The 26,510-nt window shown below is 73.8% G+C and carries 21 protein-coding genes; 7 read left to right on the forward strand and 14 right to left on the reverse strand.

Annotated features, from left to right (window positions below):
* The 4 genes from AC27L3_RS24535 to rimP all read right to left on the reverse strand — a co-directional run.
* Positions 1–438 (reverse strand): translation initiation factor IF-2 N-terminal domain-containing protein (locus AC27L3_RS24535; protein WP_487236222.1); only part of this gene is annotated, 438 nt, incomplete at its 3' end.
* A 172-nt stretch (positions 439–610) separates the two neighbouring features.
* A complete protein-coding gene (locus tag AC27L3_RS24540) occupies positions 611–889 on the reverse strand; it encodes a YlxR family protein (RefSeq protein WP_344435984.1) in 279 nt (92 codons plus the stop codon).
* Between the two features lie 227 nt (positions 890–1,116).
* On the reverse strand, positions 1,117–2,115 hold the full coding sequence (gene nusA, locus AC27L3_RS24545; RefSeq protein ID WP_344435983.1) for a transcription termination factor NusA: 999 nt from the start codon (positions 2,113–2,115) through the stop codon (positions 1,117–1,119).
* Between the two features lie 2 nt (positions 2,116–2,117).
* On the reverse strand, positions 2,118–2,645 hold the full coding sequence (rimP, locus tag AC27L3_RS24550; protein WP_487236223.1) for a ribosome maturation factor RimP: 528 nt from the start codon (positions 2,643–2,645) through the stop codon (positions 2,118–2,120).
* A 191-nt stretch (positions 2,646–2,836) separates the two neighbouring features.
* Here rimP and AC27L3_RS24555 point away from each other — a divergent pair, with 191 nt between their 5' ends.
* From AC27L3_RS24555 to AC27L3_RS24565, 3 genes are read left to right on the forward strand one after another with little or no spacing between them, the layout of a single operon-like run.
* Positions 2,837–3,361 (forward strand): hypothetical protein, encoded by a 525-nt coding sequence (locus AC27L3_RS24555; protein WP_487236224.1) that lies wholly within the window; start codon positions 2,837–2,839, stop codon positions 3,359–3,361.
* Complete coding sequence (locus tag AC27L3_RS24560) at positions 3,358–3,795, forward strand: DUF4439 domain-containing protein (protein ID WP_487236225.1); 438 nt, start codon at positions 3,358–3,360, stop codon at positions 3,793–3,795. Before AC27L3_RS24555 ends, AC27L3_RS24560 begins: the two co-directional genes overlap by 4 nt.
* 54 nt (positions 3,796–3,849) lie before the next feature.
* Positions 3,850–4,785 carry an aminoglycoside phosphotransferase family protein gene (locus tag AC27L3_RS24565; protein ID WP_487236226.1) on the forward strand — a complete coding sequence of 312 codons (936 nt, stop codon included), beginning with the start codon at positions 3,850–3,852 and terminating at the stop codon, positions 4,783–4,785.
* A gap of 218 nt (positions 4,786–5,003) precedes the next feature.
* Here AC27L3_RS24565 and AC27L3_RS24570 read toward each other — a convergent pair whose 3' ends face one another.
* The 8 genes from AC27L3_RS24570 to AC27L3_RS24605 all read right to left on the reverse strand — a co-directional run bounded on the left by AC27L3_RS24570 (position 5,004) and on the right by AC27L3_RS24605 (position 15,902).
* Positions 5,004–6,704 carry a proline--tRNA ligase gene (locus AC27L3_RS24570; protein ID WP_487236227.1) on the reverse strand — a complete coding sequence of 567 codons (1,701 nt, stop codon included), beginning with the start codon at positions 6,702–6,704 and terminating at the stop codon, positions 5,004–5,006.
* 43 nt (positions 6,705–6,747) lie between these two features.
* Positions 6,748–7,317 (reverse strand): GNAT family N-acetyltransferase, encoded by a 570-nt coding sequence (locus AC27L3_RS24575; protein WP_487236228.1) that lies wholly within the window; start codon positions 7,315–7,317, stop codon positions 6,748–6,750.
* A 56-nt stretch (positions 7,318–7,373) separates the two neighbouring features.
* The gene (locus AC27L3_RS24580) at positions 7,374–8,219 is read right to left on the reverse strand and encodes a GNAT family N-acetyltransferase (protein ID WP_487236229.1); all 846 of its coding nucleotides are present in this window, start codon (positions 8,217–8,219) and stop codon (positions 7,374–7,376) included.
* A 126-nt stretch (positions 8,220–8,345) separates the two neighbouring features.
* Positions 8,346–9,503, reverse strand: coding sequence for a flavodoxin-dependent (E)-4-hydroxy-3-methylbut-2-enyl-diphosphate synthase (gene ispG, locus AC27L3_RS24585; RefSeq protein WP_365967487.1), 1,158 nt, complete (start codon positions 9,501–9,503; stop codon positions 8,346–8,348).
* Between the two features lie 195 nt (positions 9,504–9,698).
* A complete protein-coding gene (locus AC27L3_RS24590; RefSeq protein WP_487236230.1) occupies positions 9,699–11,000 on the reverse strand; it encodes a M50 family metallopeptidase in 1,302 nt (433 codons plus the stop codon).
* Positions 10,997–12,247 carry a 1-deoxy-D-xylulose-5-phosphate reductoisomerase gene (gene dxr / locus AC27L3_RS24595; RefSeq protein WP_487236231.1) on the reverse strand — a complete coding sequence of 417 codons (1,251 nt, stop codon included), beginning with the start codon at positions 12,245–12,247 and terminating at the stop codon, positions 10,997–10,999. Before dxr ends, AC27L3_RS24590 begins: the two co-directional genes overlap by 4 nt.
* 99 nt (positions 12,248–12,346) lie before the next feature.
* Complete coding sequence (locus tag AC27L3_RS24600) at positions 12,347–14,281, reverse strand: acyl-CoA dehydrogenase family protein (protein WP_487236232.1); 1,935 nt, start codon at positions 14,279–14,281, stop codon at positions 12,347–12,349.
* 175 nt (positions 14,282–14,456) lie between these two features.
* Positions 14,457–15,902 carry an aldehyde dehydrogenase family protein gene (locus AC27L3_RS24605; protein ID WP_365967483.1) on the reverse strand — a complete coding sequence of 482 codons (1,446 nt, stop codon included), beginning with the start codon at positions 15,900–15,902 and terminating at the stop codon, positions 14,457–14,459.
* 371 nt (positions 15,903–16,273) lie between these two features.
* On the opposite strand from AC27L3_RS24605, the gene AC27L3_RS24610 reads away from it, so the two are divergent.
* Genes AC27L3_RS24610 through AC27L3_RS24625 form a run of 4 tightly spaced genes read left to right on the forward strand, consistent with a single transcriptional unit; the run spans position 16,274 to position 22,275 of the window.
* Positions 16,274–16,741 (forward strand): pyridoxamine 5'-phosphate oxidase family protein, encoded by a 468-nt coding sequence (locus tag AC27L3_RS24610; protein ID WP_487236233.1) that lies wholly within the window; start codon positions 16,274–16,276, stop codon positions 16,739–16,741.
* Positions 16,741–19,836, forward strand: a complete 3,096-nt coding sequence (locus AC27L3_RS24615) for a non-ribosomal peptide synthetase (RefSeq protein WP_487236234.1) — start codon at positions 16,741–16,743, stop codon at positions 19,834–19,836. Before AC27L3_RS24610 ends, AC27L3_RS24615 begins: the two co-directional genes overlap by 1 nt.
* On the forward strand, positions 19,833–21,044 hold the full coding sequence (locus AC27L3_RS24620) for a cytochrome P450 family protein (protein ID WP_487236235.1): 1,212 nt from the start codon (positions 19,833–19,835) through the stop codon (positions 21,042–21,044). Before AC27L3_RS24615 ends, AC27L3_RS24620 begins: the two co-directional genes overlap by 4 nt.
* A gap of 46 nt (positions 21,045–21,090) precedes the next feature.
* Positions 21,091–22,275, forward strand: coding sequence for a cytochrome P450 (locus AC27L3_RS24625; protein WP_487236236.1), 1,185 nt, complete (start codon positions 21,091–21,093; stop codon positions 22,273–22,275).
* An 11-nt stretch (positions 22,276–22,286) separates the two neighbouring features.
* Here AC27L3_RS24625 and AC27L3_RS24630 read toward each other — a convergent pair whose 3' ends face one another.
* Both AC27L3_RS24630 and AC27L3_RS24635 read right to left on the reverse strand, forming a co-directional pair.
* Positions 22,287–23,873 carry a PucR family transcriptional regulator gene (locus AC27L3_RS24630; protein WP_487236237.1) on the reverse strand — a complete coding sequence of 529 codons (1,587 nt, stop codon included), beginning with the start codon at positions 23,871–23,873 and terminating at the stop codon, positions 22,287–22,289.
* 85 nt (positions 23,874–23,958) lie between these two features.
* Positions 23,959–26,388: an ATP-binding protein gene (locus AC27L3_RS24635; RefSeq protein WP_487236238.1), complete on the reverse strand. Its 2,430-nt coding sequence runs from the start codon at positions 26,386–26,388 to the stop codon at positions 23,959–23,961.
* Positions 26,389–26,510: the final 122 nt, after the last annotated feature.

Genomic DNA, 26,510 nt, shown 5'->3' on the forward strand with positions numbered 1-26,510 from the left:
GGCCGGGGCCGGCGCCTGGGGGGCCTGGAACTCCGGCTGCGCGGGGGCGGCCGGGGCGGGCTTGGGGGCCGCCGGACCGGGCTTGGGACCCGGACGCGGGCCGGGCGTCGGCGCGGGGCCGGCGCTCGGGGTGGCGGGCTTGGGGGCGGGCGCCGCGGCCGGCTTGGGGGCCGGGGCGGCGGGCCGGGCCTGGGCACCCGGAGTGGGGGCGCCCGGCTTCGGCGGCGCGGCCTTGCGCGGCGCCGCGGGCTTGGCAGCGGCCTTGCCGGCGTTGCCGCCGGGCCCCTGCAGCGCGTCAGTCAGTTTGCGGACGACCGGCGCCTCGATGGTCGAGGACGCCGAACGGACGAATTCACCAAGTTCTTGGAGCTTGGCCATGACGACCTTGCTCTCCACTCCGAACTCCTTGGCGAGTTCGTATACCCGGACCTTAGCCACTTCGCTCCTTCTAGGTCCGGGTGTCCACCGGACCGTCGCTACTTCATGGGCGTACTCATCGCGTACTCATCGAGTGCTCATCGCAATCTCGACCTACTTCCAACTCGCGAGGTACCTGACCGCACGGTTTCCCGTGCCGTTCTTCTTACGGTGTTGCCTGGCAGTGCAGCCGTTACCGGTCGGTCTGTTCGATGTGCCGGCGCAGCTCCGCGGTGTCGAGCGGCCCCTGGATCCGGAAGGCCCGGGGAAACGCCCGGCGGCGGACCGCCAGCTCGAGACAGACCAGTGTGGGGTGCACGGATGCACCCCGGCCGGGCAGCGTACCGCGAGGATCGGGGACGCATGCGCCCCCGGCCACCACGGTCCGCAGCAGTTCGCTCTTGGCCGCTCGCTCCCGGCACCCCACACAGGTGCGCTCAGGGCATGCGCGGGCATGCGTCCGGCCAGACACTGGTTAAGTCTACCTCCCCGCGCCGACCTCACCCCTTCGGGGCACTGATCGTGCGCGTATGCGTTTCGGCCATGATCGACCGCTTTTCCGGGTCCGGAAGGCGCCGGTCGGGGGTTGCGGCGGTCCGGCGAGGTCGTTTTACGGACGTTCCGGACCGCTTGGGAGGAGCGCTCGCGCGCTCCCCCTCACCCCCGAGCGCCCACCGGGTGATCGGGCGCCCCGGGTGATCAGGCGCCCTCGGCCTGCGCCGGCTGCTCGGTGTCGGGACGGATGTCGATCCGCCAGCCGGTCAGCCGGGCCGCGAGCCGGGCGTTCTGCCCCTCCTTGCCGATGGCGAGGGAGAGCTGGTAGTCGGGCACGGTCACCCGGGCGGAGCGCGCGGCCAGATCCACGATCTCGACCTTGCTCACCCGTGCGGGGGACAGTGCGTGGGCCACCAGCTCGGCGGGGTCGTCCGACCAGTCGACGATGTCGATCTTCTCGCCGTTCAGCTCGGCCATCACCGCGCGCACCCGGCCGCCCATCGGGCCGATGCAGGCACCCTTGGCGTTCAGCCCGGAACGGGTCGAACGCACGGCGATCTTGGTGCGGTGCCCGGCCTCGCGGGCGATGGCGGCGATCTCCACCGAACCGTCCGCGATCTCCGGCACCTCCATGGCGAAGAGCTTCTTCACCAGGTTGGGGTGGGTGCGCGAGAGCGTCACGGACGGACCTCGCACGCCCTTGGCCACCCGCACCACGTAGGTGCGCAGGCGGGTGCCGTGCTTGTACTCCTCGCCGGGGACCTGCTCCTGCACCGGCAGGATGGCCTCCAGCTTGCCGATGTCGACCAGGACGTTCTTGGGGTCCTTGCCCTGCTGCACGATGCCCGCGACGACATCGCCCTCACGGCCGGCGAACTCACCGAAAGTGATCTCGTCCTCGGCGTCGCGCAGACGCTGGAGGATGACCTGCTTCGCGGTGGTCGCGGCGATCCGGCCGAAACCGGACGGGGTGTCGTCGAACTCCCGGGGCTCCTCGCCCTCGGGAAGGTCCTGCGGGTCCTCCTTGGCCCACACCGTCACGTGGCCGGTGGCCCGGTCGAGCTCCACGCGGGCGCGCTTCCGGCTCCCCTCCGTGCGGTGGTAGGCGATGAGGAGGGCCGACTCGATCGCCTCGACCAGCAGGTCGAAGGAGATCTCCTTCTCTCGCACCAGACCCCGCAGGGCACTCATGTCGATGTCCACGGCTACGCCTCCTCTTGGCTCTCGTCGGTCTCGTCGTCTGCGGCCTGCTCCACGGCCTTGCGGTTGAACTCGATCTCCACGCGTGCCTTCGCGATCTCGTCGAAGGCCAGGCGGCGGGCGGTGGGCTTGCGGCCCTTGACGCCCGGCACCTCCAGATCGAGTCCCTCGTCGTCCACGGCGACGATCCGCGCGACGAGCTCACCGCCCTCGGCCAGCTGCGCCTTGATCAACCGGCCCGTGGCACGGACGTAGTGACGCGGGTGGGTCAGGGGACGGTCGGCACCGGGAGAGGTGACCTCCAGGACGTAGGGGGTGGCCCCCATGACGTCCGACTCGTCGAGCTTGGCGGAGATGTCGCGGCTGAGGTCCGCACAGGTGTCCAGCTGGACGCCCTCGTCGGAATCCACCACGATGCGCAGCACACGCCGCTTCCCGGCCGGGGTCACCTCGATCTCTTCCAGGTCCAGCTCCCGCGCGCTCACGAGGGGGGCCAGCAGCTCGCGCAGCCGCTCGCTCTGGGTGGTGCTCATCCGGGTGACTCCTCGGCCGCGTGTGCTGTTGTGGGAAAGTCGCGTGTCAGGTCAAAGCCTATCTGTTCCGGCAGCCGGCTGACGATTCGGTGCCCGGGTCCGCGGCGGCCCCCCGGCGCGCCGGTACGCTCACGTGCGGTGATCATGCCGGGAGGGCCGGCCGACGGCGAGACGAGGCGGGATTGAGGATCGTGCCGCTTGCGACCACGACGCGGGACCCGGGCGGGCCGCGCAGACGCAGCGTACTGGGCGGGGCCGCCGTGGCCCTGCTGGGCGGGGGCGCCACGGCGCTGCTCACCGGGTGCTCCGGGAACGGCGCGGGCTCCGGTGGTGAGGATTCCGCCGCCGCGCAACGGCTGAAAGAACGCGCCGGGCAGCAGTCCACCGCGCTCCTGGCGCACTACGACGCCACCCTCGCCGCCCACCCCGGGCTCGTCGCACGGCTGCGGCCGCTGCGCGCCGAAGTCGCCCGCCACGCCGCGGCCTTCGGCCCGGACCCGAACAGCCCCTCCCCGTCGGCCGGCACCGCCGCACCCCCGGCCGTACCGCAGGACGAGAAGGCGGCCCTCGCCGCCCTCGCCGAGGCCGAGCGGCGCACGGTCGACGCCCGCACCGCCGCCCTGGCCGCCGCCCCGCCCGGCCTCGCCCGCCTGCTGGCCTCCGTGGCCGCCTCGGGCGCCACCCACGCCTACCTGCTGACCGGAGCCGCCGCATGACCGCCGCCGTGACCACCGCCGCCCAGGCGGCCCTGGCCGCCGAACACGCGGCGGTGTACGGGTACGGGGTCGTGGGCGCCCGCGTCGAGGAGGGGCGCGCCGGCGACGCCCGCGAGGCCCACGAGGCGCACCGGGCCCGGCGCGACGCGCTGACCCGCGCCGTACGCGGCCTGGGCGCCGAACCCGTCGCCGCGGCCGCCGCCTACGCACTGCCCTTCGCAGTGCCCGACGGCGCCGCGGCACTGCGGCTCGCGGCCGAACTCGAACGCCGGCTCACCGCGGTCTACGCCGACCTCGTCCGGGCCGCCACCGGCGACCTGCGCGGCGAGGCGGCGGCCGGCCTGCGCGAGGCGGCGGTGCGCGCGGCACGCTGGGACGGGGGCAGCGTAGCCTTCCCTGGGCTCACCGAGCGGGCCGCTCCCGACAGGTCCTGACCTGCGGGAAGCCGGACGGCGAGCCGGGCAAGCAACGAAAGGGACAGCTCAGGGATGGCCATCAGCAACGACCGCCTCGCACCTCCGGAGAGGCTGGTGCGCACCCTGGGCTCCGATCCCGCGGCCGGCGCGGCCGAGCACCGCTGGCTCGACGAGCTCCCCGAACGGGCCCGCGCCGCCCTCGCCCGCCGGCACCTGACACCCGAACGGGTGCAGGTGCCCGGCGGCCGCACCAGCATGGTGATCCTCGTCCGGCAGGCCGACGGCACCCCCGCCGCACTCAAGCTCAGCCCCCCGTCCGGCGGAACGACCGCCCTCGAACACGCCGCACTCGCCCACTGGGACGGCCTGGGCGCCGTACGCGTCCTGGACGCCGACCCCGAGGAAGGGGCACTGCTGCTGGAACGGCTGCACGCCGACGTCAGCCTGCGCTCGCTGGCCGAACCCAAGGCCCAGCTGGAGGCCGCCGCCGTCCTGCAGCGCCTGTGGGTGCCGGCCCCGCCCGGCGCCCCCTTCCCGTCGGTGACCGACCACACCGGCGCCGCGGCCGCCGTCCTGCGCGAGCGGCGCGAGGCGCCCTGGGCGGCCGACGCGCGCGCCCTCGTCGACGAGGCGCTCGAAGCCCGCGACGCGCTGGTCGCCGACCCCCCGGACGAGGCAGTGCTGCTGCACGGCGAGTACCACCAGGGCACGGTGCTCTCCGGCGAGCGCATGCCCTGGCTGGCGATCGCCCCGCGCCCCCTGACCGGCGAACGCGCCTACGACCTCGCCTGGCTGGTCCGCGACCGGCTCGACACGCTGCTGGCCGCGCCGGGCGCGGGGGCGGCGGCCCGGCGCCGCGTGGCGAAGCTGGCGGAGTCCCTCGAGGTGGACGCGGACCGCCTGCGCGGCTGGACGCTGTTCCGTGCGACGGAGGCGGGGGTGCGGGAGCTTGCGGCCGGCGCCCGCCGGCAGGGCGAACTCCTCCTGGAGTTCGCGGGCTTGCTGTAGGGCGGCCAGGCCGTGCCCGGCGGATCGTCCCGCCGCGTGGGCGACTGCGGGCCGTCGCCGGCCGATCGCGCAGTTCCCCGCGCCCCTATGGGGCACTGCGCCAGCCACGGCGCCCCCTAGGGGCGCGGGACGGTGTCGATCTGCGGCTACCGCCGCGTGGGCGCGACAAGCCACGACGCACCCGCAGACGGGGCACTGCATGATCCGCCGGACAGGCTCTAGGCGCCGGCGGTCCGTACTCGGGCCACCGCCTCGTCCACCGGCAGTTCCTCGCGCTCCCCCGTGCGGCGGTCCTTGAGTTCGACCACCCCGTCGGGGGCCCGGCGGCCGACCACCAGGATCGTCGGCACCCCGATGAGCTCCGCGTCCGCGAACTTCACCCCCGCCGAGATGCCCGTCCGGTCGTCGAGGAGCACCCGCACCCCCTCCCCCGCCAGCCGCTCGGCGATCGTCGTCGCCAGCTCCAGTTGTGCCGCCTTGCCGGCCGCCACGACGTGGACGTCCGCCGGGGCGATTTCGCGGGGCCAGCACAGGCCGGCCTCGTCGTGGGTCTGTTCGGCCAGGGCGGCCACGACGCGGGAGACGCCGATGCCGTAGGAGCCCATGGTGACGCGGACGGGCTTGCCCTCGGGGCCGAGGACGTCCAGGGCGAAGGCGTCGGCGTACTTGCGTCCGAGCTGGAAGATGTGGCCGATCTCGATGGCGCGCCCGACCTCCAGGCCGGCCCCGCAGCGGGGGCAGGGGTCGCCGGGGCGGACCACGACGACGTCCACGTAGCGGTCGACGGTGAAGTCGCGCCCGCACACGACGTTGCGGGCGTGCGTTCCGGGCTTGTTGGCGCCGGTGATCCAGGCGGTGCCGGGGGCGATGCGGGGGTCGGCGAGGTAGGGGATGTCCAGGCCCTGGGGGCCGACGTAGCCGCGGACGAGGTGGGGGCGGGTGGTGAAGTCCTCGGCGGTGACGAGTTCCACGACGGCCGGCGCCAGGTGCTCGGCGAGCTTGCCGAGGTCGACCTCGCGGTCGCCCGGCACGCCGACGGCCGTGATCTCGCCGTCGACCTTGACCAGGAGGTTCTTCAGGGTGGCGGACGCGGGTACGCCCAGGTGCGCGGCGAGCGTGTCGATGGTGGGGGTGCCGGGCGTGGGGAGTTCCTCGGCCGGTGCGTGGGCGGCGGGGTCGCCGGGGGCGACGACCGTGGTGACGGCCTCGGTGTTGGCGGCGTAGTCGCAGTGCGGGCAGTCGACGAAGGTGTCCTCGCCGGCCGCGGCGGGGGCGAGGAACTCCTCGGACGCCGAGCCGCCCATGGCGCCGGAGACGGCGGAGACGATGCGGTGGTCCAGGCCGAGGCGGGCGAAGATGCGCTGGTACGCGGTGCGGTGGAGGCGGTAGGAGGCGGCGAGTCCCTCGTCGTCGAGGTCGAAGGAGTAGGAGTCCTTCATCTGGAACTCGCGGGCGCGCAGCACGCCGGAGCGGGGCCGGGCCTCGTCGCGGTACTTCGTCTGGATCTGATACAGGATCACGGGCAGGTCCTTGTAGGACGTGCACTGGTCCTTGACCGTGAGGGTGAAGATCTCCTCGTGGGTGGGCCCGAGGAGGTGGTCGGCGCCCTTGCGGTCCGTGAGCCGGAAGAGTTCGTCGCCGTACTCCTTCCAGCGCCCGCTGGTCTCGTAGGGCTCCTTGGGCAGCAGGGCGGGCAGCAGCACCTCCTGGCCGCCGATGGCGTCCATCTCCTCGCGCACGACGCGGGCGACGTTGTCGAGGACCTTCTTGCCGAGCGGCAGCCACGCCCACATGCCCGTGGAGGTGCGGCGGACGTACCCGGCGCGGACCAGCAGCCGGTGGCTCGCGGTCTCGGCGTCGGCCGGGTCCTCGCGCAGTGTCCTGAGCAGGGTCGTGGACATGCGCTGCAAGGGGGCCATGGGTCGTCTCCCGGGTGCGTGAGGTGCGGCGTTGGCCCGGAGACTAGTGGCGCGGGGCGTCCTCCGCGTACCGGTTTTCCGGGGCGAGCAGTGGCAGTTGCGCGCCCATCACGGCGTACGGGCTGGCGGCGCTGGGGAAGACGACGTGCCGGGCCAGGTCGCGGTAGCCGAGTTTGCGGTACAGGGCGCGGGCCGGGCTGTCCTTGTCGATGGCGGACAGGATGGAGCGGGGCTCGTCCGCCGTGGAGGTGATGGCGGTGATGAGGGTGCGCCCGATGCGGCGGTTCTGGAAGTCGGGGTGGACGTGCAGTTCGGTGATGACGAAGGAGTCGTCGAGCCAGTGGTCGTGCCCGTTGGCCCGCAGGTAGGGCTCGACGACCATGGACCACCAGTGGCTGCGGTCGTTGGGCATGCCGTAGACGAAGCCGACGAGCCGCCCGTCGGCCGTGGTGGCGCCCAGGGCGCGCGCTCCGGGGCTGGTGAGGTGCCGCAGCACGATGTGCCGCCGGACCCCGACCTCCTCGGGGGTCAGCCCGAAGGCGACGGCCTGCACGGCCAGCGCCTCGTCCACCCGCGCGGCGAGGTCGAGCGGTCCGACCGTGATGTCATCCATGGCGCGAGGCTACCCGGCCGTCCGCCCGTGGCCCGACCGCATCGGATGCGACCTCATCAGAACAGGACGCTCATGAACGCGCCGACCTCTTGGAAGCCGACGCGGCGGTAGGCGGCGCGGGCGGCGGTGTTGTAGTCGTTGACGTACAGGCTGACCACCGGGGCGACCTCGCGCAGCGCGTAGCCCAGGACGGCGGTCATGCCGGCGACGGACAGGCCCCTGCCGCGGTACTCGGGGGCCACCCACACGCCCTGGATCTGGCAGGCGAGGTCGGTGGCGGCGCCGATCTCCGCCTTGAAGACCACGCGCCCGTCCTCGACGCGGGCGAAGGACCGCCCGGAGCCGACGAGCTCGGCGACCCGCGCCTGGTAGAGCAGTCCACCGTCGCCGGCGAGCGGCGAGACGCCGACCTCCTCGGTGAACATGGCCACGCAAGCGGGCAGGATCAGGTCCATCTCGTCCTTGCGGATGCGCCGCACCAGGGGGTCGGGGGCCAGGCCCGCGGGCATGGAGCGGGTGACCATCAGCGGCTGGTGGGCGCGGACCTCGCGGGCCGGGCCCCAGTGCGGTTCGAGCAGGGACCACAGGGGGCCGGTCGCCTCGGCCGGGCCCACGATCGAGGAGCAGCGGCGGCCGGTGCGCCGGGCCCGGTCGGCGAAGGCGCGTACGGCCTCGGGGCCGGCGCACACCGGCACCAGGTTGGCGCCGGCGTAGCACAGGGACTCCAGCCGGCCGTCCGCGTACCAGCCCCACATCTCGCCGCCGAGCCGCCAGGGGTCGAGGCCGGCGACCCGGACGCGCGCGGCGACGAAGGCGTTGGCCACGGGATCGCGGTCGAGGACGCCGAGGGCCGCGTCCAGATCGGTGGGGCCCAGGACCTTGGTGGTGGTCGTCGTCAGCACGTGTCGGATTGCCTCACCGTGGCGGGGCCGCAGGCCGGGGAAGTGGATCCTGGCACTGTACCTCCCCGCTTGCACCGCCGCCCCGCCCGGCGAAGGCCGGGCGGGGCGGGCAGGGGCGCGGATGCGTCAGCCGGCGACGCTGACGGAGGGCTCGCCGGAGGCGACGCCCTCGGCCTCCATCTTCTCGGCGAGCTTCATGGCCTCCTCGATGAGGGTCTCCACGATCTTCGACTCGGGGACGGTCTTGATGACCTCGCCCTTGACGAAGATCTGGCCCTTGCCGTTGCCGGACGCGACACCGAGGTCGGCCTCACGGGCCTCGCCGGGACCGTTGACGACACAGCCCATGACGGCCACCCGCAGCGGCACCTCCATCCCCTCCAGACCCGCGGTGACCTCGTCGGCGAGCTTGTACACGTCCACCTGGGCCCGGCCGCAGGACGGGCAGGAGACGATCTCCAGGCGGCGCTGGCGCAGGCCCAGGGACTCCAGGATCTGGATGCCGACCTTGATCTCCTCCGCCGGCGGGGCGGAGAGGGAGACGCGGATGGTGTCGCCGATGCCCTCGGAGAGCAGGGCGCCGAAGGCGACGGCGGACTTGATGGTGCCCTGGAAGGCCGGGCCCGCCTCGGTGACGCCCAGGTGGAGGGGGTAGTCGCACTGGGCGGCCAGCTGACGGTAGGCGTTGACCATCACGACCGGGTCGTTGTGCTTGACCGAGATCTTGATGTCCCGGAAGCCGTGCTCCTCGAAGAGCGACGCCTCCCACAGGGCGGACTCCACCAGGGCCTCCGGCGTCGCCTTGCCGTACTTCTGCAGCAGGCGGCGGTCGAGGGAGCCGGCGTTCACGCCGATGCGGATCGGGACGCCCGCGTCGCCGGCCGCCTTCGCGATCTCCTTGACCTTGTCGTCGAACTGCTTGATGTTGCCGGGGTTGACGCGGACGGCGGCGCAGCCGGCGTCGATGGCGGCGAAGACGTACTTCGGCTGGAAGTGGATGTCCGCGATCACCGGGATCTGCGACTTGCGGGCGATGATCGGCAGGGCGTCGGCGTCGTCCTGGGTCGGGCAGGCCACGCGCACGATCTGGCAGCCGGAGGCCGTCAGCTCGGCGATCTGCTGCAGGGTGGCGCCGATGTCGGAGGTGCGCGTCGTCGTCATGGACTGCACCGAGACGGGGGCGTCGCCGCCGACGGCCACGGATCCGACCTGGATCTTGCGGCTGACCCTGCGGTCGGCGAGCTTGGTCGGAACGGAAGGCATTCCAAGCGAAATCGCTGTCATCTGGCGAGCAACCCCAAGGTATGAATCAAGGTCCCGAGATCGGCGGGCTCCGCCTCCGAGGTTACGGCAAGCAGTGCCGTGGGAGCACATTGCCGGTCCCCTGGCGGGGGCGCCTGCGGCGGGCTCGTCCCCGTGTCCTAAAGCGCCGGACGGGCTGCATTGCAGCCCGTCCGGCGTTCGAGGACGACGAACCGGCTACGTCAGCCGCACCGGGTTCACCACGTCCGCGATCAGCACGAGCAGCGTGAAGCACACGAAGATGCCCGCCACCACGTACGCCACCGGCATCAGCTTCGCCACGTCGAAGGGGCCCGGGTCGGGGCGCCGGAAGACCTTGGCGACCGTGCGGCGTACCGATTCCCACAGCGCGCCCGCGATGTGCCCGCCGTCCAGCGGCAGCAGCGGCAGCATGTTGAACAGGAACAGCGAGAGGTTGAAGCCCGCCACCAGGAAGAGCATGGTGGCGATCTGCTGCGACGGCGGGATGTCGAGGTTGAACACCTCACCGCCCACGCGTGCCGCACCCACGACGCCCATCGGGGAGTCGGCCTTGCGCTCGCCGCCGTCGAAGGCGGCGTTCCACAGGTCGGGGATCTTGCCGGGCAGGTCGATCAGGGATTCGACGCCGGACTGGACCATGTCGCCCATGCGGTCGACGGACTGTCCGAAGGACTGCTGGACGACGCCGGTGGCGGGCGTGAAGCCGAGGAAGCCGGCGGTGACGTACTCGCCCTTGATGGGGGCGCCCTTGCCGTCGTACTTCTGGACCTGGTTGGAGATCAGGTCCGCGTGCAGCGTCTTCTCGACGCCGTCGCGCACGACCGTGATGGTCGCCGGGCCGGTGGTGCGGCGGATCTCCTTCTGGAGGGTGCCCCAGTCGCCGACGCGGTGGCCGTTGAAGGCGACGATGCGGTCCTTGGGCTGCAGGCCGGCGGCCTTGGCCGGGGAGTCCTTGGCGCCGGTGGGGCACTTGTCGGCCGGGCTGCTGGCCTTGACGACGCAGTCGGAGACCTGGGAGACGGTGGTGGTCTGCGTGGAGACGCCGAAGGTCATCATGACGCCGAGGAAGACCGCGACGGCCAGGACGAGGTTCATGAAGGGCCCGGCGAACATGACGATCACGCGCTTCCACGGCTTGCGCGTGTAGAACATGCGGGTCTCGTCGCCGGGGCGCAGCTCCTCGTAGGCGGCGGAGCGGGCGTCCTCGATCATGCCGCGCCACGGGGAGGTGGAGCGGGCGCTGATGCGGCCGTCCTCGCCGGGCGGGAACATGCCGATCATGCGGATGTAGCCGCCGAGCGGGACGGCCTTGATGCCGTACTCGGTCTCGCCCTTCTTCCGCGACCACATGGTCGGCCCGAAGCCGACCATGTACTGCGGCACCCGGATGCCGAACATCTTCGCGGTCGACAGGTGGCCCAGCTCGTGCCAGGCGATGGAGAAGAGCAGGCCCACCACGAAGACGACTATCCCGAGGACGGTCATCAGTGCTGTCATGCGCGGGCCTCCGAGGTCGTACGAGCCGCCAGTTCGCGGGCCCGGGCGCGGGCCCAGGTCTCCGCCTGCAGGACGTCCGAGAGGGTCAGGCGGGTTCCCGCGGCGGGGGTGCCGTGTTCCGCCACCACCTCGGCGACGGTGTCCACGATCCCATTGAACGGCAGCTGCCCGCTCAGGAACGCATCGACGCACTCCTCGTTGGCGGCGTTGAAGACGGCGGGTGCGGTGCCGCCGAGGGTGCCGACGTGCCGGGCGAGGTCGACGGAGGGGAAGGCCTCGGTGTCGAGGGGGAAGAACTCCCAGGTGGAGGCCGTGGACCAGTCGAAGGCGGGGGCGGCGTCGGGCACCCGCTCGGGCCAGCCGAGGCCGATGGCGATGGGGCCGCGCATGTCCGGCGGGGTGGCCTGGGCGAGGGTGGAGCCGTCGGTGAATTCCACCATCGAGTGGACGTACGACTGGGGGTGGACGACGACCTCGATGCGCTCGAAGGGGATGTCGTAGAGCAGGTGGGCCTCGATGACCTCGAGCCCCTTGTTCACCAGGGTGGCCGAGTTGATCGTGATGACCGGGCCCATGGACCAGGTGGGGTGGGCCAGCGCGTCCTGCGAGGTCACCGAGGCCAGCTCCGCCTTGGTGCGGCCGCGGAAGGGGCCGCCGGAGGCGGTGACGACGAGCTTGCGCACCTCGGAGCGGGTGCCGCCGAGGAGGGCCTGGAAGAGGGCGGCGTGCTCGGAGTCGACGGGGATGATCTGCCCGGGCTTGGCGACGGCCTTGACCAGGGGTCCGCCGACGATCAGCGACTCCTTGTTGGCCAGGGCCAGGGTGCGGCCGGCCTCCAGGGCGGCGAGGGTGGGGGCCAGGCCGATGGAGCCGGTGATGCCGTTGAGGACGGTGTGGCACCGGCTGCGGGCGAGCTCGGTGGCCGCGTCGGGGCCGGCGAGGACCTCGGGCAGCGGCTCGCGGCCGTAGCGGGCGGCCAGGGCCTCGCGCAGGGCGCTCTCCTTGTCCGCCTGCGCGACGGCGACCGTGCGGACCCCCAGGCGGTGCGCCTGCTCGGCGAGCAGCTCCACCCGGCCGCCGGCGGCGGACAGGGCGGTGACCGTGAACCGCTCGGGGTTGCGCAGCACCAGGTCGATGGCCTGGGTGCCGATGGAACCGGTCGAGCCGAGGATCACGATCTCGCGCGGGCCGCCTCCGGGCACGGCGGCGGAGTAGCGCAGGTGGGGGTCAGCGAGGGAGTCCGTCATCCCCCCATTGTGGCCGTACCGCCGGGCCGGCCCGACAGCGCGTCCCGGCAGTACGACCCGGTGGAGTTCACCGGTTCATCGGATCGGGCGTTCTTCGGCTCACCGGATCGGCCGGTGGACGTTCTCGGCCTTGGACGGGCCGGGGGCGGCGTCCGCGATCCAGGGGCCCTCGCCGCTGGGGTCGACGATGCCGGCCTCCAGCCACGTGTACGCCCCGCCCATGACCCCCGAGACGACCTTGCGGTCGAGGTCGTCGGTGTTGGTCCACAGCCGCCCGAAGAGCTCCTCGACGCGGATGCGCGACTGCCGGCAGAAGGCGTCGGCCAGCTGGTACGCCTCGCTGCCGTGCTCGCCCCGGGAGCGCAGGTGCTCGGCCCGCACGCAGGCGGCGCTCATGGCGAACAGCTCGGCGCCGATGTCGACGATGCGGCCGAGGAAGCCCTGCTTGGTCTCCATGCGGCCCTGCCAGCGGGACATGGCGTAGAAGGTGGAGCGCGCCAGCTTGCGCGAGGACCTTTCGACGTAGCGCAGGTGGCGCGAGAGGTCGCGGTGGCCGGTCGGGTGGAATTCGGCGTACGTCCGCGGCAGCTGCCCGGGGCCGGCGACCAGCTTGGGCAGCCAGCGGGCGTAGAAGCCGCCGGCACGGGCGCCGGCGCGGGCCTTGTCGCCCAGGGACTTGTCCGGGTCGATGAGGTCGCCGGCGACCGACAGGTGGGCGTCGACGGCCTCGCGGGCGATGAGCAGGTGCATGATCTCCGTGGAGCCCTCGAAGATCCGGTTGATGCGCGAGTCGCGCAGCATCTGCTCGGCGGGGACGGCGCGCTCGCCGCGGGCGGCCAGGGAGGCGGCGCTCTCGTAGCCGCGGCCGCCGCGGATCTGCACCAGCTCGTCCATCATCAGCCAGGCCGCCTCGCTGGCGTACAGCTTGGCGAGGGCGGCCTCGATGCGGATGTCGTTGCGGTCCTCGTCGGCCATCTGGCTGGAGAGGTCGACGATCGCCTCCAGGGCGAAGGTCGTCGCGGCGATGTAGGAGATCTTCGAGCCGACGGCCTCGTGCTTGGCGATGGGCTTGCCCCACTGCTCACGGGCCGAGGACCACTCACGGGCGATCTTCAACGCCCACTTGCCGCTCGCGGCGCACATGGCGGGGATGGACAGCCGCCCGGTGTTGAGCGTGGTCAGCGCGATCTTCAGGCCGGCGCCCTCGGGGCCGATGCGGTGGGAGGCGGGCACCCGCACCTGGTGGAAGCGGGTGACGCCGTTCTCGATGCCGCGCAGGCCCATGAAGGCGTTGCGGTTCTCCACGGTGACGCCCTCGGCCGCCGCCTCGACGACGAAGGCGGTGATGCCGCCCTTGTGGCCCTCGCTGCGGGGCACACGGGCCATGACGACGAGCAGGTCGGCGACGACGCCGTTGGTCGTCCACAGCTTCACGCCGTCGAGGATGTAGTCGTCGCCGTCGGGCACGGCGGAGGTGGCGAGCCGGGCCGGGTCGGAGCCCACGTCCGGCTCGGTGAGCAGGAAGGCGGTGATGTCGGTGCGCGCGCACCGCGGCAGGAACTTCTCCTTCTGCTCCCGCGTGCCGAACAGCTTCAGCGGCTGCGGTACGCCGATCGACTGGTGGGCCGACAGCAGCGCGCCGACGACGGGGCTGACGGAGCCGACCAGGGCGAGGGCCTTGTTGTAGTAGACGTGGTTCAGGCCGAGGCCGCCGTACTTGGTGTCGATCTTCATGCCGAAGGCGCCGAGCTCCTTCAGCCCGGCGACCGTCTCGTCCGGGATGCGGGCCTCGCGCTCGATGCGGGCGCTGTCGATGCGCGTCTCGCAGAAGTCGCGCAGCTTGGCCAGGAACTCCTCGCCGCGCCGGACGTCGTCCGGGGCGGGCGTCGGGTGCGGGTGGATCAGATCGAGGCGGAACCGGCCGAGGAAGAGCTCCTTGGCGAAGCTGGGCTTCTTCCAGTCCTGCTCGCGGGCCGCCTCGGCGACCTGGCGCGCCTCGCGCTCGGAGACCGGTCGTACGGATGGTGCGGTCATCAGGCACCTCACCGCTGGAGTCGAAGGTGTCCGGTCGACTACCGACCGGTACTACTCGTCCGTATGTACCCCCATGTACCTACCCGATCCCCACCGGCTCTACCAGTCCCCGTGCAGACGGGACCGCGCCCCGGGCGGAAGCGGTTGCCCGGGGCGCGGTGGTCGGGGTGGTCCGTTACAGGCTCAGGCCCGTCAGGACGAGGACGCGCTCGTAGGTGTAGTCGTCCATCGCGTAGCGCACGCCCTCGCGGCCGACGCCGGACTGCTTGGCGCCGCCGTAGGCCATCTGGTCCGCGCGGTACGACGGCACGTCGCCGATCACCACGCCGCCGACCTCCAGCGCCCGGTGGGCACGGAAGGCGGTCTGCAGGTCGTGCGTGAAGACACCCGCCTGCAGGCCGTACGGGGAGTCGTTGACCGCGGCGAACGCGGCCTCCTCGCCCTCGACGCGGGACAGCGTCAGGACCGGGCCGAAGACCTCCTCGCACGCCAGGGTGACGCCCGCCGGCACGTCGGCCAGCACGGTCGGGGCGTAGGTCGCGCCCTCGCGCTTGCCGCCGGCCAGCAGCTTCGCGCCCGCCGCGACGGCCTCGTCCACCCACGACTCCACGCGCTTGGCCGCGTCCTCGCTGACCAGCGGGCCCACGTCGGTCGCCGCGTCGGACGGATCGCCCGTCACCTGGGCCTCGACGGCCGCCACGACCTTCGGCACCAGACGCTCGTACAGCGAGGCGTCGGCGATCACGCGCTGCACGGAGATGCAGGACTGGCCGCCCTGGTAGTTGGAGAAGGTCGCGATGCGCTGCGCCGCCCAGTCCAGGTCCGCCTCGGAGGACCAGTCCGCCAGGACGACGGCCGCGGCGTTGCCGCCCAGCTCCAGGGTGACGTGCTTGCGCGGCACGGAGTCCAGGATCGACCAGCCCACCGGGCCGGAACCGGTGAAGGAGATGACCGGCAGACGCTCGTCCTGCACCAGGGCGGGCATGCGGTCGTTCGGCACCGGCAGCACGCTCCACGAACCGGCCGGCAGGTCGGTCTCGGCGAGGATCTCGCCCAGGACGAGGGAGGAGATCGGCGTCGCCGGAGCCGGCTTGAGGATGATCGGGGCGCCCACCGCGATCGCCGGGGCGACCTTGTGCGCGCTGAGGTTCAGCGGGAAGTTGAACGGCGCGATGCCGAGGACGACGCCGCGCGGAATGCGGCGGGTCAGCGCCAGGCGGCCGGTCGAACCCGGGTCGGTGTCCAGACGCTGGGCGTCACCGGCGTTGAACCGGCGGGCCTCCTCCGCGGCCCAGCGGAAGACCGAGACGGCACGGCCGACCTCGCCGCGCGCCCACTTGATGGGCTTGCCGTTCTCGGCCGAGATCAGCTGCGCGATCTCCTCCGTGCGCTCCGTCAGCCGCTTGGCGACATGGTCCAGAGCGGCGGTGCGCACGTGCGCGGGCGTCGTGGCGAACTCCTCGCGCACGGCGTACGCGGCGGCGACGGCCTCCTCGACCTGCGCCTCGGTGGGCACGCTCACGGTGCCGACGAGACGACCGTCCCAGGAGTTCGTGACGTCGAAGGTCTCCTCGCCGGTGGCCTCGCGGCCGGCCAGCCAGAACGCGTGGGGAGCAGTCACAATCGGCCCTTCCCAGGTGGGGGTGTGGATGTTGGCTCCCCCACGGTAGGTGCGCGGGGCGCGGCGGTCGCTTGTCCGCTATGGAGCGCGGGTGCGGGCATGTGCGCCGCAATGGAGGGGCGCCTGCGGCGGTCCTCAAGCGCCGGACGGGGGGCCGGGGGCGGAGCCCCGGGGAGACGGGAGAGGGCGGGGCCGGGGAGCGGCCGCCCGCAGGGCCCGGCCAGGCGGCCCGAAAAGCGGCTCAAAACCGCCTAAATCCAGCGTTTACCGGCCAACCGGCCGGGGATTGATCTTCTCGCTCTCAAGATTGTTCCGCGCGGTGACCACACCGCAACAGCACCACTCCAGCCAGTCACAGAACAGGAACACGCATGCTCCCTTCCATGCCGCGCCCCGACCGCGAGCGCTTCCTCGCCGAACCGCGCGTCGGCGTCCTCGGTGTTGCCGACCCCCGGGGCGGCGGCGGTCGCGGGCCGCTGGTCGTGCCGCTCTGGTACGGGTACGAGCCCGGCGGCGAGGTCGTCGTCGGCACGAACCGGGAGAGCATCAAGGCCCGGCTCCTGCGCGACGCCGGGCGTTTCAGCCTCTGCGTGCAGGACGAGAAACGGCCGTACCGCTACGTGAGCGTCGAGGGCCCGATCACGTCGATCGAGGACCCGATCGATCCGGCCGTGCGCGAGGCCCTGGCCCACCGGTACCTGGATCCGCAGGAGGCCCGCGACTATCTGGCGGCGACCTCGGCCCAGTTGCAGGACGACATCCTCTTCCGCATGCGCCCGGAGCACTGGCGCAGCGCCGACTTCGCCGCGTTCGCCGCGGACTTCGCCGGGGAGGCGTGATGACCGGCACCGGCATTTCGCCGCGCCCGTCCACGCTTCTGCCGGGCTATCCGCGCGACGCCCTCATACCGGAGCTGTTCGAGGCGCAGGCCGCGGCCCGCCCGGACGCGCCCGCGGCCCGGCACGGGGAGCGTGTCGTGACGTACGGGCAGCTCGACGCCCACGCCGACGCCTTGGCGGCGCGCCTGGTCGCGCACGGTGTCCGGCCGGGTGAGCTGATAGGCGTGTGCGGCAGCCGCTCGCTGGAGGCGCTGGTGGCGCTGCTGGGCATCCTCAAGGCGGGCTGCGCGTACGTACCGCTCGACGACGACCTGCCGCCGGCCCGGTTGCGGGCGATGGCCGAGGACGCGGGGCTGAGCGCGGCGGTCATGCTGCCGGGCGGTACGCGTCGTGTGCGCGGTCTACGCGCGTCGGTCGGGGTCGGCAGCGTCGACGCTCCCGTCGTCGCCCGCACCGCCGCCCCGCGCCGGACCGGCTCCGCGACCGACTGCGCCTACGTGGCCTTCACCTCCGGCACCACCGGCCGTCCCAAGCCCGTGGCGATACCCCACCGGGGCGTGGTGCGCCTGGTGTTGTCCGACTCCGAGGTGCCGCCGCCCGGTCCGGGAGACGGGGTGCTGCACGCCTACGGCCTGTCCTCGGACGCCTCGACGATCGAGATCTGGGGCGCCCTGCTGACCGGCGCCTGCCTGGTCCTCGCCGACCGGGAGGAACTGCTCTCCCCCGACGCCCTGGAACGGCTCTTCCACACGGCGGGCGTGACCGTGGCCTATCTGACGACGAGCGTCTTCCATCTCGTCGCCCGGACCCGCCCCGAGGCGCTGGCGCTGCTGCGCTTCGTCTCCGCCGGCGGGGAGGCGATGGACCCGCACCTGGCGAACACCGTCCTCGCGGCCTGCCCGGGCACGACGGTGGTCAACTTCTACGGTCCGACCGAGAACGCCGTGGTCTCCACCGCCCATGTGCTGCGCCCGCTGCCCGAGGACGCCGCGGGCGTCCCCCTGGGCCGCCCGTTCGGCGCCTCCACGTGCCATGTCCTGCGCGCCGACGGCTCGGTGGCCGAGGCCGGCGAGGAGGGGGAGCTGTACGTCGGCGGGGACGGGCTGGCCCTGGGCTATCTCGGCGATGCGCGCCTGACCGCCGAGCGGTTCGTCGCGCTGCCCGCCGTGGAGCCGGGCGGGCTGCTGTACCGCACCGGCGACCGGGTGGTGCGGACCGCCGACGGGCTGCTGGAGTACCGCGGGCGCCTCGACCGCCAGGTCAAGCTGCGCGGCGCACGCGTCGAACTCGACGAGGTGGAGGCCCGATTACGGGCCCACGCCGAGGTCGGCGAAGCCGTCGTCGAGGTCGAGTCGGGTGCCCTGACCGCCTACGTGACCGCCGCCGCGCCCGGCCGCCCCCTGCCGCTGGCCGACCTGCGCGCCTACTGCGCCCAGTGGCTGCCCCCGCAGGCCGTGCCCCGCCTGGTGCCCCTCGACCACTTCCCGGTGACCAGCGGCGGCAAGGTCGACCGCACCCGCCTGAAGGCCGCGGCACCCGCGCCGCACAGGGACGACCGCAGGACGGACGCCACGGACGAACCGAGGGCCGAAGGACTGCTCGGCGTCCTGACCGAGGTGTGGCAGCAGGTGCTCCGGGTGCGCCCCCGGCCCGACGACGACTTCTTCCTCCTCGGCGGCGACTCCCTCCTCGCCTCGGAGGCCGTCACCCGCACCCTGGCCCTGCTCGGCCTCGACGCCGCCCTGGGCTCCACCCTGATCCGGGCCCTGCTGGCCGCGCCCACGCTGGAGGGCTTCGCCGGAGCCGTACGCCAGGCCCGGACCGGCTCGGGCGGTACGGCCGCCTCGGAACCGGTCGTCGACTTCGTCCGGGAGACCGAGCTCGGCTTCGCCCTCCCGCCCTCCGAGGGCCCGGCCCCGCGCCCGCAGGATCCGCAGGACGTCCTGCTCACCGGCGCCTCCGGCTTCGTCGGCGCCCACCTGCTGCACCGTCTGCTGCACTCGACCGGCGCCCGCGTCCACTGCCCCGTACGGGCGACCGGCCCCTCCCACGCCGAGCAGCGGGTGCGCACCGCGCTCGCCCGCTACGGGCTGCGCCTGGAGGAGGCCGCGTGGCGGCGCGTGGAGTGCTTCCCCGGCGACCTCACCCAGCCGCGGCTGGGCCTGCCGGCCGCCCACGCCGAGACGCTGGCCCGCCGGCTGGACCTGATCGTGCACAACGGCGCCCGCGTGAACTTCCTCTACCCGTACGAGCAGTTGCGCGCGGCCAACGTCGACGGCACCCGGGAGGTCGTCCGCATCGCGGCGCCCCGCCGCGTGCCGGTGCACTTCGTCTCGACCGTCGCCGTCGTCGCCGGATTCGGCACCGCCGGCGTGCGCGAGGTGCCCGAGGACCTGCCGCTGGCCCACGCGGACGGGCTCACCATGGGCTACGCGGAGAGCAAGTGGGTCGCCGAGGGCGTGCTGCAGCAGGCGGCCGAACAGGGCCTGCCGGTGGCGGTGTACCGGCCGTACGAGGTGACGGGCGACCGGGTGCACGGCGTGTGCAACACCGAGACGGCCATCTGCTCGCTGTTCAAGGTGATCGCCGAGACCGGGCTGGCTCCCGACATCGAGCTGCCGATGGACTTCGTCCCCGTCGACCACCTCGCCGAGTGCCTCGTGCACATCGCCACGCACCGGCCGGCCGACGGACGCGTCCACCACCTCACCAACCCCCGCCCGGCGATGCTCTCCGACGTCCTGGAGCGGATGCGCGCGGCGGGCTTGGCCCTGCGCACGCTGCCGTACGACGCGTGGGTGGGCGAGCTGGTGCGGCACGTCGCCGAGAACCCGACGAGCGCCACGGCGCCGTTCGTGTCGCTGTGCGTGGACCGCAGCCGCACCGCCGACATGTCCGTGAAGGAGATGTACCTCAAGGGCACCTTCCCGGTGCTGGGGCGGCGTAACGCCGAGGAAGCACTGGCCGGCAGCGGCCTGCACTGCCCGCCGGTCGACGCCGCACTGCTCGACCGGTACCTGGAGTACTTCTTCGCCTCCGGTTACCTCGCCCGCCCCCACGCCTCCAAGGAAACGGAATCGGAGCAGACCGCATGAGCCAGTCCGACATCCTCATCCCGGTGCCCGAGACCGAGCCCGGTACGGCCGGACCGCCGTGCGCCTACGCCCGCCTGCGCGCGGAGGCGCCCGTCGTCAAGGCCCAGCTGCCCAACGGCGAGACGGGCTGGCTGATCAGCCGCTACGAGGACGTGCGCGCCGCGTTCGCCGACCGCCGGCTCGTGCGGCCGCTGATGTCGGCCTGGCCGCCCCGGGAGGGGGACGACGCCCCGCCGCCGGCCCTGCCCACCTTCCTGGAGATGACCGGCGAGCACCACGAGCGCGTCCGCCGCACCGTGCTGCCGATGTTCGGCCGGAAACGGCTGGAGTTCATGGAGCCCCGGATCCGGGCGACGGCCGAGGAACTCGTCGACGCCATGGTCGCCGGAGCGGACGACGGGACCGCGGACCTCGTCGCCTCCTACGCCGACCCGCTGCCGCTGCGCGTGCTGTGCGAGACCGTCGGCCTGCCGTACGAGGACCGCGACGTCTACCTGCCGCACACCCTCGCGCTCCTCGGCGCGTCCGGCCTGACGATGGACGAGGTCCTCGCGGCCCTGAACGCGCTGCAGGACTACGCCGGCGACCTCATCTCCCGCAAGGAGGAGGAGGGCGAGGGCGAGGACTACATCCGGCTGCTGCTGGCGGAGAGCCGCCGGCCGGGCGGCGAGCTGAGCCGGGACGACGTCGTGAGCTTCGTCGTCACCATGCTCATGGCCGGCTACAAGACCAACATCCAGCACACGAGCAACGCCCTGCTCGTCCTCCTCACCCACCCCGAACAGCTGCGGATGCTGCGCGAGGAGCCCCGGCGGATCCCCACCGCCGTGGACGAGCTGCTGCGGTACGTGCCGCTGATGAACGCCATCAACATCCTCGTCGCCACCGAGGACTTCACCCTGCACGGGCAGCGGATCCGCGAAGGCGACGCGGTCGTCCCCGTGCCGGCGTCCGCCAACCGGGACCCGCAGGCGTTCGCCGACCCCGACCGCCTGGACCTCACCCGGACCCCCAACGCGCACGTCGCGTTCGGGCACGGCCCCCACGCCTGCACCGGCGCCCACCTCACCCGCATGCAGCTCGCCATCGCGATCCAGGTGCTGCTGGAGCGGCTCCCCGGCATCGAACTGGCCGTTCCGGCGGAGACCCTCCCCTGGGACGAGTCCACTCCGCTGCGCGCCCCCGCCCGGCTCCCCGTCCGCTGGTGACACACGGTGATATACGGTGACATACGAGGAAAGTGACCCGCACCCCATGACCGCACTCCCGCGCTATCCCTTCAGCACCGACGGCGACCGGCTCGCCCCCGAACTCGACGACCTGCGCAGCCGCTGCCCCGTCGCCCGCGTCGGCACCAACTCCGGCGAGGAGGCCTGGCTGGTCACCGACTACGAACTGGCCCGGCACGTGCTGCGGGACCGCTCCTTCGCCCGCTCCGTCCTCGGCGAGGCCGACAGCCCCGCCCAGGACGCCCCCATCCTCGCGCCCGAGCTCCTCGACGCCATGAACCACCTCCAGCAGGCCGGGCTGCGCGACGAAGTGCTCAAGGCCCTCGGCCGCGACCAGCCGGAACTGCCCGCCGACTGGGTCGCCGGCATCACCCACGAAGGTCTGGACGCGCTGGTGAAGGAAGGCGCCCCCGGCGACCTCCAACGCCACTTCGCCGAGTGGGTCGCCGCCCGATGCATGTGCCGGCTCCTCGGCCTGCCCTTCGAGGACCACGAATGGCTCGCCGTACGGGCCGACCTGGACCTCACCATGGTCACCCCCACCCACGAGGACCTCGCCCGCAACTGGGAGGAGATCCGCGTGTACATGCACGAGCACATGACCGGCCGCCGCCCCGGCGCACCCCGCGGCCTCGCGGACCGCCTCGCCGACCTCAACGCCGCGCGCCAGGGGCTGACGGACGAGCAGCTGTCGAACATCGTGTCCGTCCTGTTCGTCAGCGGCTACGAGGACTTCGCGAGCTTCCTGGGCGTCGCGGCCTTCAACCTGCTCCAGCACCCGGACGTCATGAGCGCCGTACGCGCCCGGCCGGAGACGATGCCGCAGTGCGTGGAGGAGCTGCTGCGGTGCAGCGTCGTCCTCGGCAACGCGATCCCCCGCTTCGTCACCGAGGACGCCGAGCTGGGGCCGGCCCGGGTGAAGCAGGGCGAGATGATCCTGCTCTCCCTGGACGCGACCAACTACGACCCGGCCGCGTTCCCCGACCCGCAGACCTTCGACCCCACCCGCTCCCCCAACCCGCACCTGCGCTTCGGCTACGGCCGCCACCACTGCCCGGGGGCGCACCTGGTCCGCCGCCAGTCGGAGATCGCGTTCGGCGTGCTGCTGGAGCGCCTGCCGGGCGCGCGACTGGCGGTCCCCCCGCAGGAGGTGCCCTGGCACCCGAACCGCATGGCGATCATGGCGGCGGAGATCCCCGTGACCTGGTGAGCGGGGGGGCGCTACCCCTGGCCCCCGGGGCCGCTCGTCGCCTGGAGCGCCAGCCACAGCTCCATGCGGACGTCCGGGTCGTCCAGGGACCGCCCCAGGATCTCCTCCACCCGCCGCATCCGGTACCGCAGCGTGTGCCGGTGCACCCCCAGGTCCGCGGCGGCCGCGTCCCACTGCCCGTGGCGCGACAGCCACGCCCGCAGGGAGGCGACGAGGTCGCCGCGCCCGGTCGCGTCGTGCTCGTACAGCGCCCGCAGCAGCCCGTCGGCGAAGGCGCGGACCGCGTCGTCGGCGAGCAGCGGCAGGACGGAGCCGGTGGCGACCTCCTCGTGTTCGACGAGGACGCGCCCCCGGCGCCGGGCGACGGACAGGGCCTGTTCGGCCTGCCGGTGGGCGGTGGCCGCGCCGGCGGGTCCGGCCGGGCCGGACAGGCCGAGGGCGGGCGCGGCAGGGGCGCCGTCCCCGGCGGCGCTGCGCCGCTCCTCCGCGGCGCGCGCGTATGCCTCGCACGCCCCCACGGCCGCTCCCCCGTCGGGGGCGAGGACGGTGACCCGCGCGCCGTCGGCGACGACGAGCACCGCTTCGGCCGCCCGGCCGGCGGCGGTCTCCGCGGCGTCGGCGAGGGCGCCGAGCGCGCTCTCCTCGGCGGCCTCGGCGACGAGGATGCGGAAGGGCGCGTCCAGCAGGGTGCCGTACAGGTCGCCGGCGACGGCCCGGGCATGGTCGGGTTCGCCGGCGAGGAGCATGCGCAGCACCGCGGCGCCGAGGCGGGCCTCGGCTTCCTGCAGGGCGCGGGAGCGCTCGGTGGTCAGGGTCAGCAGGGCGACGGCGGAGTGCACGGCGTAGCGCTCGGCGGTGCCGAGCGGGGCGCCGGTGCCGACGGCGAGGACGCCGCGGGCGCGCCGTCCGGAGCCGAGGGACTGCAGTTCGACGCGGTCGCCGTCCTCGTCGTCGGTGCCGGAGCCGACGACGGCGCTGGCGGGGGCGGGCCGCTCGCGCAGCCGGTCGACGTCGGCGCCCAGCCGGGCGGCGCGGCGTGCGGCCCATTCGGGTGCGGCGGCGACGACGGCGCCGGAGGCGTCGTAGAGGGCGGCCCAGCCGCCGAGGTGGGCGGCGAGGCGGGCGATGAGGGCGGCGGGGCCCTCGGGGGCGAGGGCGGCGCGGGTCAGTTCGCGCTGGGCCTCGAAGCCGGCGGTGACGGCGCGGTACTGGTCGGCGGCGATGGCCGCCGAGACGGCCTTGGTGATGGCGAGGAACGGGGTGCGGCGCGGCACCTCCAGCAGGGGCAGGTCCTCGGCCTCGGCGGCTTCGACGAGGGCCTGCGGCACCTCGTCGTAGTTGACGCCGACGGCGAAGCCGAGCCCGACCACGCCGGCGCCGACCAGGCGCCGCACGTAGCGGCGCATGGCCTCGGGGTCCTCGGCGTCGAGCTTCATGGCCGTGATGAGCAGCAGCTCGCCGCCGTCCATCCAGGGCACGGGGTCGGCGAGCTCGCTGACGTGCGCCCAGCGCACGGGCGTGTCCAGCCGGTCCCGGCCCGCGAGAACGGAGAGCTTCAGCGCGGAGTGGTGGACGAGTGAGGCGAGCGTGAGAGGCATGACACCTTCGGTGGAACCGGGCCGGACAAGCGCCGTCGTGTATGAACGGCTGTGACCGATTCTGCCTCAGTGGAGCGCCGCCGGTTCAGTTCGACAGCTCGACCAGCACCGGTGGTGCGCTGTCCCCCTTCGCCGAGGTCACGGAGAGGACCGCGCAGCCCGCGGGGACCGAGTGGGCGAGCTCCGAGGCCGACCAGCGTTCCCGCTCGACCTTGCGCACGGTGACGGACTGGGCGGTCACGGCCCGCCCGGTGATCACGCGGCGCACGACGTGGGTGACGCGGGTGATCGGCTCGTGGGCGATGACCTGGCGGTCGGTGACGTCGCGGGTCTCGACCCACTCCTTGCCCCACACCTCGGCGAAGCGGGCGCCGTCCCAGGTGGTCACGCCCGAGAACGCCATGCGGCAGCCGACCGAGCCCAGCAGCGCGCTGCGCAGTGCCTCGGGCACGTCGTCGAGGGTGCGCAGGGTCAGTACGGCGCCGGCGCGGGCGGAGCGCAGCCGCTGCAGCCCGCGTACGGACTCGGGGGTGACCGTGTGCGTGGCGTCGTCGAGGACGAGGCAGGCGAACAGCGAGCGGTCGGCGCGGGCCGCGGCGCACTCGGTGAACTGGGCGAGGATCAGCCGGGCCAGCACGCGCGAGGCCTCGGCGTGCCCGCGTTCGGGCAGGTCGATGCGTACGCGCAGGGGGTGTTCGAGGGTGCGCAGGGAGAAGGTGCGGCCGGGGCGGGTGGTGTCGAAGAAGGGGGCGAAGGCCGGCCGGTCGAGCAGGGCGAGCCGGTCGGCGAGTGCGGGGGCGGGGTCGCCGGGCCGGTGGGCCTGGCGTTCGCGGGCGTCGAGCTCGCGGCCGAGGGCCTCGTGGCCGCCGGCGGCGAGGCGCTCGCGCAGGGCGCCGAGGGCAGCGGGCGAACCGTCGAGGAGTTCCCGCAGCTCGGGCACGGACGGGAAGCGGCCGTGGACGGCCCGGAAGGGGCCCAGCAGCTGGGCGAGCGCGGTGGCGGCCCGCCGGCTGTCCCCGCCGGGCAGGGCGGTGGTCAGGTCGCCGACGAGTCCCTCGGCGAGGACGGCGGCCGCCTCGTCGGGGTCGTCGGTGCCGCCGTAGAGGTCGAGGTCGTAGGCGGAGTCGGGGCGGCCGATGCGGACGACGACGTCGAAGGCGTCGTCGGGGGCCAGGGCGGCGCCGGCGGCCCCGACGGCGACGACCGCGGCGCGCCCGGCCAGGGCCTGCAGGCACAGCGATTCCAGGACCGGCCGCACCAGGCGTTCGGTCTTGCCGCAGCCGGGCGGGCCGACGGCGAGCAGGGAGGTGGCGAGCAGGCCGGCGTCGAGGGCGCAGCCGGCGCCCCGGTGCCGGTACGGGTTGCGCTCGTCGTCGACGGCGGTGCCCAGGCGCACCTGGCCGGCCAGGAGGTCGTGGCGCGCGGTGCGCACGGGCAGGTCGCGGGCGCCGGAGGGGTGGGCGCAGGCGGCGGCGCCCCGTTCGAGGACGGCGTCGGTGAAGGCGGCGAGCCGGTCGGGCCGGGCGCGCGCCGACTCCCAGGCGCGCTCGATGCGTGCGTGGTCCACGTCGTTCATGGCCCCGGCGCGCGCGTCGGCCGCGAGCCGGTCGGCGGCGGCGTGCGCTCCTGCCGCGCGCAGGTGCGGCCACTCGGCGGGGTCGTGCGCCGTGCCCGGCGTCCGGGGGGCGGGTTCCCCGCCGTCGTCCCACAGCCGGCGCAGCGCCGGCGTCACCCAGCGGTGCCACACCTGTCCCCAGCGGCCCAGGCGCCCGAAGACGACGACGAGGACGAGGGCGCACAGCGTGTAGTAGGCGTAGACGACCCAGACGGCCAGCATGCCGCCCTGCCGCCAGGAGTCGGGGGTCAGCGCGAACAGCGGCCAGATCCAGTAGTGGCCCAGGTAGCCGTTCCACAGCAGGGACCACAGCAGCCAGCCGCACAGCAACGCGATGACGGCCCCGCTGAGCAACTGGCGGCTCGGAATGCGATCGGGCTCCTCCGGCGGCTTGGGCCGGTGCCCGAAGGCCCAGATCCCGGGCCCGGCGTCCGCCCGCGGCGCCCGCAGCCAGGTCAGGAAGGACGAGGCATGAGCGGTCGTGCCGCAGGGGTCGGCAACCTGCGCCGAAGACGGCGGAACGCTGGCGGCCGGCCGGCCGGCCGGCGATGCGCCCGGGGCACCGGCCGGGCCGTCGGCAGGCTTGAGGGGCCTTTCGGCCACGGGGCCTGCCGGCCGGCCCTCTCCCGCAGGGGCGTACGTCGCCGGGTCGGCCGGAGCCCGGTGATCGGGGTGCCGGCCGGGGTACGGCGGCAGGACGGCTCCGCCGCCACCGGCGTCGGCCGGCGCGTGGCCGGCGGGCGGCGGGACGGACGCCCGGCGTCCCGCTGTGGACGGCGGGGCGCCCGGTGGGGGCGCCGGGACCGGCGCGGCCGGTCCCGCCTGGGGCGGGACGCGGCGCGGCGGTGTTCGCGGCGCCGGGTCCGTGCTGCCCGCCGTACCCATGCCTTCCGTGTCCATCGTTGCCCTCGCCCCCAGCCGGCCCTCGCGCCCGCCCGCGTGTGTGAACTGTCCGACCGGCCCAATCTAGTGGGCCACCATGTCCGATACGGACAACCGGACGCGTGCACTTCTCCCGAACG

It is taken from the genome of Streptomyces sp. PKA51 (assembly GCF_057552455.1).